Consider the following 13,742-nt stretch of genomic DNA (forward strand, 5'->3'; position numbering starts at 1 on the left):
GCCGACCGGACGGGCGGCATCGAGGCGAGATGTTCGCGCGCCAACTCCGCAGACCACCAGGTCGCCGGCCATGACTGGCCTGCGGCCCGCGGCGCGGGTTGCGCTGGCGGTGTCGCCGGCGAGGCAACTACCGAGCCGATCGCCGTCGCGTTCACCGCGAGATGTTCTTGCCGAAAAGCACTTCCATCGTCTCGGGTCGATATCCCGGTGCGAGCGGCGGAACCGCCCGGGCGGCCGCGCGTTGGGACTGCTCGGCGTGGTGAGTGAGCAGCCTTCGGATCACGTCCTCCTTGCGAGGTGTCAGGTAGATCTGTGTGGTGCTGAGCTGGGCATGACCCAACACCAACTGCACGTCGGTCAACGGGAGCGCCGGATCCTCAGCCATCCGGTAGGCCGCGGTATGCCGCAACGCGTGCAACGTCGCCGCGGTGCCCGCCCGCTCGTTCACCCGCTCGAACATGCGGTGCACCGCGTGATAGGTCAACGGGCGCGGCGGGCGTCGCAAGGTCCACCACAACGGCTGGCCACGCCCCGGCGGGATGACCCCATCCATTTCCAACTGGTAGAGCCGCAACCAGACGAACGCATCGGTCGACGCCGGAAGTTGCTGCGCAGCACCAGAACCCTTGCGGACCACGGTGATCAGCTGACGACCAGGATCGGCACCGCCCGAGGTGACGGACAACAGTTCCGAAGCGCGCGCCCCCGTCGAGACATAGAAGGCCACCAGTGCCCGATCTCGATGCGAGGGTAGTCGCGCGAAGATGTCGTTGAACTCTGCATCCGGAATGCTGCGCGGGATCCGGCTCGGGACGACGGGCCGATAAAGGCCGGCCCGTTCATTGCGATACGGCTCCATCGGATTGTGATGAGCGTGTGCCCGGCCACCGCGACGAGAACGATCCAACGGAAACGGGTTCAGGATCGGGCCAGTGCCGCAATCGCGGTGGAAGTCATAGAAGCCCCGCAACACCGACTCGCTGTGGGCGCGTACCGACACCGCATAGGCCATGCCACCCGGAGCGGCCGCCACCGACCCGACCGCCGGTTCGTCCGCCGGCCGCCGCCAATGCGGCCGCGGAGACCGGCCGGTGACCTGGAGCCAGCGGGAGAAGTCCCGGGCCTCGACCCTCGTCGCCCGATCCCACCGCACCCCGACCGCCCACAAAAACCGGAACCACCGCAGCAGATCCATCCCGTAGGACCGGGCCGTCGACGCCGACCGACCAGCGGCCTGCAACTCCCGGAAGAACTCCGACACCGACTCCACCGGGTCCCCGGCCACATCCAGCAGCCGATACGGCTCCGACACCTCGCCGGTCCCGAACAGCCGACCGACCAACGGAACTACCAGCCGAGCCCGATCCGCCAGCCCCTCTCCCACGATTTCCATCCACGATTTCTAGCATCATCAGGTGATCCTCTCGCCGACGACACGCCGCCTTTGAGCTGCAGTTACACACCAAGTAGTTCAGTCAACGGGTAGTGTCCGGCCAACCGGATGAAATCCGGTGTGGGGATGACGACGTTGGCCACGACACCGCCTTTGAGGCACGCCATCCGGTCGGTCAGCAACTTGCCCGGGACACCACCGGCGGCCTGCAGCGCTTCGGCCAGGAAACCCAAAGTGGTGGAGGACCTCTCGTTGGTGGCGAAGGCGACGAACCGCCACCTCGACCAGGCCAGCACCGCGCAGAACAGGTGCAACCCGGCGCCGACATCAGCCCAGTCGAACACCATGAACGCGCCCGGTTCCCACACCGCCGGGCGGCGACCACGGTGATTACTGCGGCGCCACAACGCTTTCTGGTCTGCGACCAGACGCCGGAAGTTCCGGGCCGACCCCTGATAGCCGGCGGCCTGAGCCACCGGCAGCAGCCGCTTCGCCGAGATCCGGCCCTTCGACGTTTCGATTCGTTTGGCGACCAGCTCGGTCACCGCCTCGAAGTTCCGGGCCCGCGGCGCCGGCACCGGCCGGTCCTGGCCGGCCTCGGCGCGTTCCACGACCCGCCGCACAGTCTTGTGGGCGGTGGCGCAGATCTGCGCTGCGCCCCGGTAGGTGCCGACCTCGCGGTAGGCGGAAATGATGTCCATTCGTTCCCTCGCTGACAACATGGAGCTCCCTGGGCGGTGCGGTGACTGGTTGGCACCGCCACCGTCACCGCCCAGGGCCTCACGGCTCGACACGACACGACGAGCAAGGGGTGGGGACTTTCAACTGGCCAAAACCGGGGACCTCACCTGGCCACCACCGGGGACTTTCTCATGGCCACGGACAGACCTGCTGGCGGAGCTCCCGAGCACGGTCTGGCCGATGTTCGCAGTCGGCCTGGTGTCCGACGTGCCGCGATTGTTCACCGGAGGCGGCTCGTGAGGCGGGCCGTGGCACGGGGGCCACCACGAACCATCTTGGCCCCCTCTCTGGTTGGCCGGTCCCCTACCGCGCATCACCCCCGATGCCATCCCCTCCCTCAACCAACTGGAGACCCTCATGCCCTCAGGACGATTCCCCGAACCAACGACCCCGGAGTGCCTCATGATCGCGCAGGTCCTTTGCCGAGGCACCCTCGACCAGTCCGTCACCGCCGTCACGGGTCAAGCGGCTCGCGACGGCAAAGCCCAGATTCGTGTCAGCTTCGGCCGCATCCTGTTCTACCTCGAAGACCGGGCCTCGCTCATCGTGCTGACGGCGGCCATCGACCGGGCCAACGAGCTCGCGCCAAAGGTCTTCGGACCAGCGGACGACGAGCGCTGGACCTATGCCGAAGCGGTCCGTCGCCATGTCGCCCGCAGCGGAGCCCTGCCGAAGAACGGCAGCCGCGCCTGGGAGACCTTGCAGTCCGCTCGCTGATTGTCTGCCCCGCCACCCCCGACCCGATAGGAGAACGCACGTGAGCAGTTTCCGTAGCAGTGACCCGCTCCTGCCCGAGACCTACGTCATGACCCAGATGATCTGCCGCGGGTTCGTCGATCACAAGGTTGTCGTGGTCGATGGACACATGACTCTGAGCGGCGCGCCCGGTATCCGCCTGTCCTTCGGCCGCATCGTGATCAGTCTCGAAGACGAGGAAGCATTGGACGCCCTGATCTCCGCAGTCGACCAGGCCCACGAGTTGGTCGAAGAGGCCTTCGGCCTTGGATCCGGCAGCACCAGCTTCTGACTCACACGCCGCACTCTTGATCCTTGAAAATTGAACAGAGACAATCGAGCCCGGATGGTTGGCATCCGCCGACCATCCGGGCTGTACCACTGGAAGCAGCTACAGCGAGTCGACGATCAACGTCCGCAGCACGCGCATTGCTTCCATCGTGCGAACCCGCACAACGTTCCACTGACCGTTCCAGTCGTTGGAGAGGTGGGCCAGACCTAGCCTGAGACGAGCCTTCATGGCGGCGTCGGCCAAATTTCCGCCCTCGTGCGTCGTAGCATCACTGGAGTGTTCCCGATTTTGTGGACTCGAAGTTAAGCCGCGAGCTCGTTTAGATGTCTAAATCCTAACTCATATTCCACGGGTGTCAAGTAGCCAATTGAGGAATGGCGTCGGTGTGTGTTATAGTAAGTTTCGATCCACAGAAACGTTTCCCGTCGTAGACGTTTCAACGTCGGCCACGGCTTCGTATGGATCAGTTCCTTCTTGTACGTCGCGAAGAATGATTCGGCGACGGCGTTGTCGTAACACGTACCGGTGCGGCCCATCGACCGGCGGATACCATTCGCTCCGCAGAAGTCCGCGAAAATTCCGGACGTATATTGACCAGACTCAACCGGTGGTAGCAACACTCGGCTCCTGCAGTAATAGTAGGCTCTTGTGACGTTCTCGTGGGTGGTTTGACCCCTGGTTGTGGGCGACACACCGGGCTGCGTATAGGTTCTGGCTTATCTAGGGTCAGTCACTATCCAGGAGCACGGTGTGCGCGGTGTAACGATATGGCGAAAGCTGCTCGGTGTCGAGCAACTGCAGGTGTGCGATGTGGCGTGGGAGGAGGCCGACGACCGGCAGGTGCTGGTCGTTTCGGTGCGTGCGACGAAGGGCGCCCGGAGTAGGTGCAGTCGATGCCGGCGTAGACGGCCGGGCTATGACCAGGGCGGCGGAACCCGGCGGTGGCGGTCGCTGGACTGGGGGTCGACGATGGTATTCCTGCAGGCTGCGGCCCCGCGGGTGAACTGCCGGACGCACGGGGTGGTCGTCGCGGCGGTGCCGTGGGCCCGACCCGGCGCGCGGGCAACCCGAGCGTTTGAAGACCAGTGCGCGTGGTTGGCGGCGCACACCGCTTCGTCGGTGGTGGCGCAGTTGATGCGGACGTCGTGGCGGCACGTGAGCGCAATCATCGAGCACGTCGTCGCCGACGGTTTGGCCGGCCGGGACGTGCTCGCGGGGCTGCAGCGGATCGGCATCGATGAAATCTCCCACCGCAAAGGCCAGCGGTATCTGACGTGCGTGGTCGATCAAGACTCCGGCAGATTGGTGTGGGCCGCACCGGGCCGCAACAGCGACACCCTGGGTCGGTTCTTCGACCAACTCGGCCCAGAACGGGCGGCGGCGTTGACGCACGTCTCGGCCGACGGGGCGCAGTGGATCCACGACACCGTGACGGCCCGCGCGCCGCAGGCGGTGCTGGGATTGGATCCGTTTCATATCGTGGGGTGGGCCACCCGGGAGTTGGACAAGGTCCGTCGTCAGACGTGGAACACGCTGCGGGGTAACAGTAGCTCTGCGCAGGCGTCGTCGGTGAAGGGCAGCCGCTGGGCATTGCTGAAAAACCCGGCGGACCTGTCCCCGGAGCAACGCGGGTCCCTCGCCTCGATCGCCCAGACCAACCGGCATCTGTATCGGGCGTATCTGCTGAAGGAGCAACTGCGCGCGGTGTTCCAGGTCAAGGGCCAGGCCGGCCGTGAACTGCTGGCCGGCTGGATCGCCTGGGCCCGCCGCTCCCAACTCCCCGGCTTCATCGCCCTGGCCGCAACGTTGAAGCGGTTCCAGCAGCTGATCTGGAACACCCTGATCCACCACATGAGCAACGCCCAATCCGAGGCCACCAACACCCACCTACGGGCCTTGACCCGCAGGTCGTACGGCTTTCACAGCCCAGAAGCGTTGATAGCCATGGCAATGCTCACCCGCGGCGGGTTATGCCCGCCGCTTCCCGGACGCTAAACCACCCACGAAAACGTCAGGAGACCCCTAAATGGGTTGGCACTTTAGGTGTTCGGCTACTGTTTGAGTAATACCGCAAGGATTCATTCAGTTAATACCACAGAAATATGCGCCTTCATTCGTCTCGCCCATCAGCTTTACCCGTTGCGCGGCCGGAACTAATTTGCCATAATCGGAACAGATAAAAGACGGGTACTGTGATGGCAGAAGAAAATAAACTTGGTCAGGTGCTGCGTCGCCTGCGAACGGAAAAAGGTATGACGGTGCGGGAACTCGCCGAACTGACGAGCATTCCGACAACGAGCATCTTCCGTGTTGAGACTGGTGAAGTCGCCGCCCCCAGACCGAAACAGTTACAAGTGTTGGCGCGTGCGCTCGGTATCGACGTGGAGGAGCTCTACGCCACCGCTGGCTACATCGCCTCGGCTGATTTACCGTCCCTGCGCCCGTACCTCCGAGCCAAGTTCGGCCTCTCCGATCAAGCCCTCGGCCAAGTCGAAGGCTACGTCCAAGCACTACGTGACCAAACAAGCGAACAGGAGGAACGAGAACATGATGGAGACAAAGACACGTAGCAAGTTGACCGAACTGCGGGACCTCGTACCCGAGCGCGCCCTGACGCCTTCAGAGGTCCGCCAGGTGCTAGAACGACAAGCTACCCGGCTACTGAAGTTGGCCGATGTCCATGGTCCGGGCGTCCCGATCGACGAGGTCGCGACCTCACTTCCGCGCGTCGTGGTCAAGAATGTCCCCGACCTGCCGTCATCCGGCCGCGCCCAGTGGAGCGGTCAAGCTTGGGTGCTGTTCGTTGACTCGACCGAGGCGAAGGTGCGACAGCGGTACAGCTTGGCTCACGAACTGGGGCACGTAATCTGGCATCCGCTCGCAGCGACCGTGCTCCCGGACACACCGAAGCAGTTGGCAGAGGACCGGCTCGAACTGGCCTGCGAGTACTTCGCCGCCTGCTTGCTGATGCCGCGCATGTGGATGAAGCGGGCCTATTTCGAGGAAGGCATCCAAGACGTAGCCTCGATCTCCCGGTTGGTCAACGTCTCATGGGTCGCGATGCGTGTGCGGCTCGAGCAGCTCGGGTTCGTCCCGGCCGCTGAAAGGGAGGCAGCATGAAGACTGCCGTGCTCTACCTACGCGTTTCGACCATCAGCCAAGTTCAGACTGACTACGACTCGGACGGCATCTCGATTGCAGCTCAACGCGTCGCTTGCACGCGCAAAGCCGAGCAGATGGGGGTGAGCGTGATCGACGAGTATGTCGAACCCGGGCGCAGCGCCACAACCGTACTCAACCGGCCGGTCTTCCAGACGATGATGGCGCGGCTAAAGCAGGAGCGCGACGTCGACTACGTGATCGTCTACAACCTGTCGCGACTGAATCGCAACCGTGTCGATGATGCCCAGGTCCTGATGGCAATGCGCGCCTCCAAGATCACCTTGGTGTCGGCGCAGGAGAACATCGACGCCACGCCTGCAGGCCAGCTGATGCACGGCATCCTCGCTGCCTTCAACGAGTACCGGTCGATGGCCGATGGGGCCGACATCCGGTACAAGATGGGACAAAAGGCGAAGTCCGGCGGCACCCTGACCCTTGCTCCGGTGGGCTACCTCAACATTCGTGATCAGTTCGAGGGGCATGAGGTGCGCTCGGTCATTCTGGACCCCGATCGTGCCCCGTTCATCAAACTGGCCTTCGAGCTATGCGCTACGGGTGACTACACCATGACCCGGATCGCAAAGACACTCGCTGATCGGGGCATGCGGATGCGTGCCCGCGTCGGGAACGCGCCCGGGCTGCTGTCATCTAAGTCGCTGCCGAAGATTCTGCGGGATCGCTACTACCTCGGTGTCGTCGTCTACCAAGGTAACGAGTACGCCGGCCGGCACGAGGCGCTGATCGACCGCACGTTGTACGACAAGGTCCAGTTGGTTCTCGATGCTCGGGCCGCCCGCGACGGTGAACGCGAACGTAAGCACCACCATTACCTCAAGAGCACCGTTTGGTGCGGCCGATGCCACGATGCTGGCCGCGAATCTCGCTTCATCCTCATCAACGCGAAGGGCCGAGGCGGGCTCTACCGCTACTTCATGTGTAGCTCCCGCCCTGATCATGAATGCGACTTGCCGTACCTGGCGGTCGAAGACGTCGAAGCGGCCGTGATTGACCACTACGCGACCCTGCGACTGCCAGCCGGGTTCGCTGCACGGGTCCGCACGATTTTGAACGGAACCTTGACCGACGAACAGTCGACTCAGCGGCTGTCGCGCGACCACCTCAACGCCACGCTCGCGTCGCTCGATCGTCAGGAAGAGAACATGCTCGACTTCATCGCCAGCGGCGACCTGGCGTCGGGCAAGATTCGGGCTCGACTGGCGGCAATCACGGAGGAACGCGAACGGGTACGGGCAGACCTCGCGGAAGCCCGGCCCCCGCTCGACGCCGGGGCAGCGATCGTCGAAAGCGCGCTCGATCTGCTCGACGACCCGCAAGGGCTCTACCGTCAGACGACCGACAAGGTCCGCCGGCAGCTCAACCAGGTCATCTTTGAGCGGATGTACGTCGACCCAGGCGGCGTGACCTCCGACGAGTTGGCCGCACCGTTCGGCGACTTCGTTCGTCGCCCGCTACGACGACCCGTCCACGAGCGTCAGCGTCCGAACCGGCCCCCAACGCGAAACGGCACCCCGAAGGGTGCCGTTCAACGAACTATTTCCGACCGGCTAGGGCGGCTTGGCTTGGGCCAGGGTTCTAGTAAGGCTGAAATGGTGGAGCTGCAGGGAATCGAACCCTGGACCTCTTCGATGCGAACGAAGCGCGCTACCAACTGCGCTACAGCCCCGAACCCGGATCGCTCCGTGAACAGGGTGAAGAATACCAGCGCCGCGATGCTCTCCAGAACACCTGGCCCGGCCAACGGGTCGGACCGGAGTCACGCTGCCCGGAACGACTCCCCGACCAGCACCGGGACCTTGGTGGAGACGTTCTCCTGGGCCGCGAGGGCGATCTCGCTGCCGAAACCGTCGCTGATCAACTCCTGGCCGGACGCACAGGCGATCAGAGATTTGCCGAGGCTGCGTCCGAGGTCACGGTAGGCGGCCGCGGCCGCGGCCGCCTCGGGGGAGGCCGGTCCGACGCCGGCGGTCAGCAGCGCATTCACGACGGCCCCTGCGCCTCAGAGGTCTTCGACCGCGGGGCGGAGCAGGTCACCGGGCCATCTCTCCCCTGCGGCCACCACCGCGACCGGCCCGCGCACAGCGCCGGCAGTGATCCAGCTGGCCACGGCCTTGGCGTTGCGCAGGCAGGCCCCGACCACGACCGACCCGGACTCGGCCAGGGCACGGGAGATCGTCGAGCCGTTGGGAGACGGCAGCACCAACTTGCGCGAGACGGCCAGTGCGCCGGTCCGGGCTGCGTCCTGGACGGACAGCGGGGACAGGCTCACCCCTGACGTCCCGGCCTCTTTGCGCCCGATGGCCAGCACGGCACCCCGGGTGGCGGCGAAGGCAGCTGCCGACGCGTCACGGAAGCGGAAGGGGAAGACCTCCACGCCTTCGTCGACGGCGACGGACAAGGTGGTGGTGAACGACAAAACGTCGACCACGACGACCGCAGCCGCGCCCTGCGCAATGGCCACCGAGCCGGGCAGACCCCAGTCGAATCGGATGGCCCAGGCGGACTGCCGATGGTGCTCCCGATCAGGCGGCGTCATGGGCTCTCCCTGGTCGTCTCGACCGGCTCAGGCGGTGGGCCGCCCGGGATCACTGTCCGGAGGCGCGTCGGTATTGGATGGGCTGGTAGTAGTCCAGATCGTCGAACGACGGATCGTCGTCCTCGAGATCCACGATCTCGCGGCCGCGTCGGTAACCGGACGGCGGAACCTGCGAGGCCACGAGATCCCGTCGTCCGAATCCGCTCCCGGTGACCGGCTCCTCCACCTGATCGAGGTGGTATTCCGGACGGATCTGGCGGGCACGACGCAATCGGGTCAGGCGTCGCTGCTGGATGTCGTTCTCGATCCGCACCTGACGACGGAGGTAGCCCAGGTAGGCGACCAGTAGCAGGCCGAAAACGACGGTCCCGCTCCACAACACCGGCTGGAACAGATACGCCGCGACCGAGGAGGCGATGGTGGCCAACAGGAGAATGACGGTGACCCGGCGGCGGCGGGAGTAACGATAGGCCCTGGCCAGTTCGGCCGCGTCCGGGTCGTATCCGCCGCGGCCGTGCCGGCGCGGGACAGGCCGCAACTGGGCCTCGTCGACACCTTCCAGCGGATCGCGCCGAGCGCGCACGCTCTGGCCCTCGAACTCTTCCGAACGCGGCGCAGCGTAGGCGTACTCGGCCTCGCGCACCGGCGCCTGGTGGACCGGGATGTCATCGACTCCGGAATCGGGACCGGAGGTCTCGGCCTCGGCGAACACCTCGGGCCGGGACCGACGCCACGGCAGCGCGCCCTTCGAGCGGCCTCCGCCGGCCTGCAGGGGCGCCGGCTCGGATTCGGCCGGCTCGTACCGGACGTCGTCGACCTCCTCGTAACGGGTCTCCTCGTACCGCACTTCTTCGTACCGCACTTCTTCGTACCGGGTCTCCTCGAACTCCTCGTCCGACAGGTCGTCATCCTCGTTGTCGAGCAGTTCCTCGTCCAATTCCTCGTCGGTGAGAGCTCCGGTGGCATCGAGCTCTTCCGGCGAATGCGGATCTTCGGCGTACTCGGCGTCGTCCAGGTCGTCGCGGCGACCGAACTTCGGCCGGCGCCGGATCGACGCGGACGCACGGCGCAGAACGCGGAACGTTCCACTGTCGACCTCGACCTCCGGGACCGCCTCGCGGCGACGAGCGACCATCGGTACCAGCACCGTGAGCCAGGCAGCGACGAGGACCACGAAGATCAGCGACGTGGGTATGGACATCACGGCCTCCTCTCACAAATCGGGTGCGGCAACCGGATCGACGAACGCGCCGGCTGACCTTGCGCTCACGCTAGCGACCGATCCCCGCCCAAACCCGGAGGACACGCCCGCGGCAATCACCCGACTGGCCGGTCAAGCCTGCATCCAGACTCGAGATCGGGACTCGAGCGTGCTGGGGTCAGCGCAGGGGAAACCCGTCCGGGCCGAGCCGAGGCGAGACGCGCAGCAACAACTCTGCCGTCCCGCCGGGCACTTCTTCCCTGGTCATCGCGAACAGCAGGTGATCTCGCCACGCGCCGTTGATATCGAGATAGCGCTGCAGCAGGCCCTCCTGCCGGAATCCGAGATGAGCGACAACCCGCTGGCTGGAAACGTTCTCGGGCGCGATGGTGGCCTCCACCCGGTGCAGTCCGACCGGTCCGAGCGCGTGACCGACGGCCAGCGCGAGCGCAGTGGTGGCCACGCCGCGTCCCTGCTTCGTCGAGTCCACCCAGTAGCCGACCCAGGCCGAACGCAGTGCGCCCCTCTGGATTCCGCCGATGGTGATCTGCCCGACGAATTCGCCGCCGAGCGTGATCACGAACGGCAACACTTCGCCGCGGCGGGCCGCGGAGATCAGCAGCGAGCGGTGCGAGTGCCATTGGGCGCGGTTGTGCCGGTCCGCCCAGGAAAGACTGCTGGTGGCATCCCATGGCGCGATCCCGCTCTCGTCACGGATGCGGATGCGCTGCCAGCGATCGCCATCCGACCGGCGGAGCGGTCGCAGTTCCACCGAGCCCGCCCTGATCGACACCGGACCGAGCCTGGTCGGCCACCCGGGGTGCCGACCGCCGGGCGGCCACCCGTCAGCCATCACCGGGACTCACGCGCGTTGCGCGAGAAAGGAAACGGAAACCGAGGTACCGACCGGGATGTCGGTCGCCTCCTCGTCGATCAGCACCAGGCAGTTGGCCTCCGCCAGCGAGGCCAGCAGGTGGGTGCCTCCGCCGCCCAACACGTGGACCAGATATTCGTCGTCCTCGTCACGCATCAGCTGGCCACGCAGGAACTGGCGCCGGCCGACGGGAGAACTGATCGGTTCCAGGGTGCGGGCGGTCACCGTGCGACGGTAGGGGTTCCGCCGACCCAGCATGACGCGCAGCACCGGGCGGACCATCACCTCGAACACGACCAAAGCCGAGACCGGGTTGATGGGCAGCAGGAACGTCGGGACGGAATCCGGTCCGAGCCGCCCGAAACCCTGGGCAGAACCGGGCTGCATGGCGACCCGGGTGAGGTCGAGCTCCCCCAGATCGGACAGCGCCTCGACGACCAGCTCGGCGCTGTGACCACCGGCCGCACCGGAGATCACCACGCATTCGGAGACCAGCAGCCGGGCCTCGACGAGTTCCCGCAGCTTCCGCGGATCGCGCGGCGCGATACCGACGCGATTGACCTCGGCGCCGGCGTCGCGGGCCGCCGCGGCCAGGGCGAACGAGTTGACGTCGTAGACCTGGCCGGGTCCCGGAGAACGCGAGACGTCGACCAACTCGTCGCCGACCGAGATGATCGACAGGCGCGGTTTCGGGTGCACCAGTACCTTGTCGCGCCCGACCGCAGCGAGCAGACCCACCTGGGCGGACCCGATGAACGCTCCCGAACGGACCGCGACGTCACCCGGCTGGACGTCCTCACCCGTGCGGCGGACGTACTGGCCCGACGTGACCGACCTGGTCACGTTGACCCTGGCCCCGGCACGCTCGGTGGCCGACCGCGGCACCACCGCGTCGGCGATCGTCGGCAGCGGGGCGCCGGTGGCGACGTAGACGCACTGGTGCGGCTGCAGGCGGGAGGCGGTGCGGGTACCGGCATCGATCTCGCCGACGACCGGCAGGGCGATCGGGTTGACGGGCGACGCTCCGTGGACGTCGACTGAGCGGACTGCGTACCCGTCGACGGCCGCCTGGTCGAAGGCCGGAAGGGCCGCCGAGGCGACGACCTCCTCGGCGCACAGCAGGCCCTGGGCCTCCGAGATGGCCACCCGCACCGGCGGTGGGGTCAACGCGGCGGCCAGCACCAGGTCGAGTTGTTCCGTGACCGAACGCATCACATCTCCCGATTCCGTGGAGCGGCAGTCGGTGGAGCGGCGATCGGTGGAGCCGCGGTGGGTCCAGCGGCGGTCGGGCAGGCCCTGGCGTGCGGCGTCGTCGGCGGATCCGGGGTCATGTCCGGTAACGCTACTGTCTCGCTGCTGCGGCGGGCCGCAGACACCACCGGGCGGGTCCTGCCGGCTCGGTCCTCGTTCTGCCGTGCTCGCCCTAGATTGAACGGGTGAACCAGCCGATCCCGGATCCGGCGCCGGCGAAGGACCGGTTGCGCGCGACGCTCATCGCCGCCCGACGGCAGCGCTCTGGCGCCGACCGTGCGGCCGCCGCCCGCGCGAATGCCGCACATCTGCGCACTTTGCTGGCCGGCGCCCGCACCGTCTGCGGTTACCTCCCGCTGGACAGCGAGCCGCTGCGCACCGACCTGCTGGACCATCTGGTCGCGGCGGGCTGCGCCGTGCTGGTGCCGGTCATCGCGCCAGATGCCCCGCTGGACTGGTGCTCCTACCCGTCACCGTCCGCCCCCGGAGCATTCGGCATCGCCGAACCTGTCGGACCAAGGCTCGGACCCGGCGCGGCGTCGTCGGCCGATGCCGTCCTGGTGCCGGCTCTGGCCGTGGATCGGACGGGCGCACGCCTGGGCCGGGGCGGCGGCCACTACGACCGGACGCTGGCCCTGCTCTCGGACCACCATCGTGACCGTGAGCTGGTAGCCGTCCTGTTCGACGGCGAACTTCTGGACGTCGTGCCTACCGGCGCGCACGACCGAGCCGTCACGTCAGCGGTTCAGCCCACCGGTGGAATCCACCGTTTTCGCAGTTGACGAGGGGGTCGTTTGCACCGCCCTGCCCTGTCGGAGCATCATCGAACTGGCAGTCTCAGCGGTAGAGTGCCAACCAGCGCCATCAACACCCACAGACAGATGCACAGTCAGTACCTCGCGAGCCGTGCGCCACGGGGTGACCGTCGGAGGAATGCGTGCCCACGTACCAATACGCCTGTACCGAGTGCGACAACCGCTTCGAGCAGGTCCAGGCCTTCTCCGACGCATCGCTGACGGTCTGTCCGGTCTGCGGCGGCAAGCTGCGCAAGGTCTACGGATCGGTCGGCGTCGTCTTCAAGGGCAGCGGTTTCTACCGCACCGACTCGCGGGCGGGGGCCGTCAGCGCAGTCAGCGGCGGTGACAAGTCCGAATCCTCGGCCTCCACCGATTCCGGCAAGACCCCGGCCAAGGAGTCGGCCGGCTCGACGGCGAAATCCGGCGACTCCGGCTCTTCCTCGACTTCCTCCTCCGCTTCCAACGGTTCCGGCAGTTCCAGCTCGGGTTCCGGCTCCGGCAGCTCGAGTTCCAGCAGCTCGAGTTCCAACGGCTCGGGTTCCAACGGCTCGTCGGGCAACGGATCGTCCAGTTCCAAGACCGCCAAGTCGACGGCACCGGCCAAGTCCAAATAGGTCCGGCGGGCGGCTCCTCGCGAGGGGCGTCCCCGGTCCCGGCAGCCGCCGAGGTTGTCCCCATACCCCGGTTCATCCACATCCGGGCCTTCCGGTGTGCGCACCTGGAACCGGCCGCCTAGCGTCGT

General features: G+C 66.4%; 15 protein-coding genes, 1 tRNA gene and 2 pseudogenes. 8 read left to right on the plus strand and 10 right to left on the minus strand.

The window, feature by feature from the left end; translation table 11 throughout:
* Positions 1 to 151 precede the first annotated feature (151 nt).
* Positions 152 to 1,393 carry a site-specific integrase gene (locus H7F38_RS24050; protein WP_187092107.1) on the minus strand — a complete coding sequence of 414 codons (1,242 nt, stop codon included), beginning with the start codon at positions 1,391 to 1,393 and terminating at the stop codon, positions 152 to 154.
* Positions 1,394 to 1,482: 89 nt separating this feature from the next.
* Positions 1,483 to 2,115: pseudogene (locus H7F38_RS24055) on the minus strand (IS21 family transposase); the annotation flags it as partial.
* A gap of 421 nt (positions 2,116 to 2,536) precedes the next feature.
* On the opposite strand from H7F38_RS24055, the gene H7F38_RS24060 reads away from it, so the two are divergent.
* Both H7F38_RS24060 and H7F38_RS24065 read left to right on the plus strand, forming a co-directional pair.
* Positions 2,537 to 2,851, plus strand: a complete 315-nt coding sequence (locus tag H7F38_RS24060) for a hypothetical protein (protein ID WP_187092108.1) — start codon at positions 2,537 to 2,539, stop codon at positions 2,849 to 2,851.
* Between the two features lie 40 nt (positions 2,852 to 2,891).
* On the plus strand, positions 2,892 to 3,161 hold the full coding sequence (locus H7F38_RS24065; RefSeq protein WP_187092109.1) for a hypothetical protein: 270 nt from the start codon (positions 2,892 to 2,894) through the stop codon (positions 3,159 to 3,161).
* 302 nt (positions 3,162 to 3,463) lie between these two features.
* On the opposite strand, the gene H7F38_RS26820 is transcribed toward H7F38_RS24065, so the two are convergent.
* Positions 3,464 to 3,697 carry an integrase core domain-containing protein gene (locus tag H7F38_RS26820; RefSeq protein ID WP_370531355.1) on the minus strand — a complete coding sequence of 78 codons (234 nt, stop codon included), beginning with the start codon at positions 3,695 to 3,697 and terminating at the stop codon, positions 3,464 to 3,466.
* Positions 3,698 to 3,911: 214 nt separating this feature from the next.
* Between H7F38_RS26820 and H7F38_RS24075 the strand changes: the two genes are divergently transcribed.
* The 4 genes and pseudogenes from H7F38_RS24075 to H7F38_RS26825 all read left to right on the plus strand — a co-directional run.
* Positions 3,912 to 5,156: an ISL3 family transposase gene (locus tag H7F38_RS24075; protein WP_187092111.1), complete on the plus strand. Its 1,245-nt coding sequence runs from the start codon at positions 3,912 to 3,914 to the stop codon at positions 5,154 to 5,156.
* Between the two features lie 200 nt (positions 5,157 to 5,356).
* Entirely contained in the window at positions 5,357 to 5,731 is a 375-nt protein-coding gene (locus H7F38_RS24080) for a helix-turn-helix domain-containing protein (protein WP_255498452.1), read from the plus strand.
* Positions 5,709 to 6,281: an ImmA/IrrE family metallo-endopeptidase gene (locus H7F38_RS24085; protein ID WP_187092113.1), complete on the plus strand. Its 573-nt coding sequence runs from the start codon at positions 5,709 to 5,711 to the stop codon at positions 6,279 to 6,281. Before H7F38_RS24080 ends, H7F38_RS24085 begins: the two co-directional genes overlap by 23 nt.
* Positions 6,278 to 7,048, plus strand: a pseudogene (locus H7F38_RS26825) (recombinase family protein); the annotation flags it as partial. The gene H7F38_RS24085 and the pseudogene H7F38_RS26825, both read left to right, overlap by 4 nt.
* Here the strand turns inward: H7F38_RS26825 and H7F38_RS26200 are convergent.
* The 7 genes from H7F38_RS26200 to glp form a co-directional block, all read right to left on the minus strand.
* Positions 6,968 to 7,657, minus strand: coding sequence for a hypothetical protein (locus tag H7F38_RS26200; RefSeq protein ID WP_255498161.1), 690 nt, complete (start codon positions 7,655 to 7,657; stop codon positions 6,968 to 6,970). The pseudogene H7F38_RS26825 and the gene H7F38_RS26200 sit on opposite strands and share 81 nt — an antisense overlap.
* Before the next feature lie 274 nt (positions 7,658 to 7,931).
* A tRNA-Ala gene (locus tag H7F38_RS24100) sits at positions 7,932 to 8,007 on the minus strand.
* A 90-nt stretch (positions 8,008 to 8,097) separates the two neighbouring features.
* On the minus strand, positions 8,098 to 8,325 hold the full coding sequence (locus H7F38_RS25735) for a hypothetical protein (protein ID WP_222618299.1): 228 nt from the start codon (positions 8,323 to 8,325) through the stop codon (positions 8,098 to 8,100).
* Between the two features lie 15 nt (positions 8,326 to 8,340).
* Positions 8,341 to 8,877 carry a 2-phosphosulfolactate phosphatase gene (locus H7F38_RS24105; protein WP_222618300.1) on the minus strand — a complete coding sequence of 179 codons (537 nt, stop codon included), beginning with the start codon at positions 8,875 to 8,877 and terminating at the stop codon, positions 8,341 to 8,343.
* Positions 8,878 to 8,926: 49 nt separating this feature from the next.
* Entirely contained in the window at positions 8,927 to 10,078 is a 1,152-nt protein-coding gene (gene glpR, locus H7F38_RS24110) for a gephyrin-like molybdotransferase receptor GlpR (RefSeq protein WP_187094997.1), read from the minus strand.
* A gap of 178 nt (positions 10,079 to 10,256) precedes the next feature.
* Positions 10,257 to 10,871 (minus strand): GNAT family N-acetyltransferase, encoded by a 615-nt coding sequence (locus H7F38_RS24115; protein WP_255498162.1) that lies wholly within the window; start codon positions 10,869 to 10,871, stop codon positions 10,257 to 10,259.
* A gap of 69 nt (positions 10,872 to 10,940) precedes the next feature.
* Positions 10,941 to 12,164 carry a gephyrin-like molybdotransferase Glp gene (glp, locus tag H7F38_RS24120; protein WP_187092115.1) on the minus strand — a complete coding sequence of 408 codons (1,224 nt, stop codon included), beginning with the start codon at positions 12,162 to 12,164 and terminating at the stop codon, positions 10,941 to 10,943.
* A gap of 224 nt (positions 12,165 to 12,388) precedes the next feature.
* On the opposite strand from glp, the gene H7F38_RS24125 reads away from it, so the two are divergent.
* Both H7F38_RS24125 and H7F38_RS24130 read left to right on the plus strand, forming a co-directional pair.
* Positions 12,389 to 12,985: a 5-formyltetrahydrofolate cyclo-ligase gene (locus tag H7F38_RS24125; RefSeq protein ID WP_222618302.1), complete on the plus strand. Its 597-nt coding sequence runs from the start codon at positions 12,389 to 12,391 to the stop codon at positions 12,983 to 12,985.
* Between the two features lie 155 nt (positions 12,986 to 13,140).
* Positions 13,141 to 13,614: an FmdB family zinc ribbon protein gene (locus tag H7F38_RS24130; RefSeq protein ID WP_187092116.1), complete on the plus strand. Its 474-nt coding sequence runs from the start codon at positions 13,141 to 13,143 to the stop codon at positions 13,612 to 13,614.
* Positions 13,615 to 13,742: the final 128 nt, after the last annotated feature.

It is taken from the genome of Nakamurella sp. PAMC28650 (assembly GCF_014303395.1).
Classification (GTDB): domain Bacteria; phylum Actinomycetota; class Actinomycetes; order Mycobacteriales; family Nakamurellaceae; genus Nakamurella.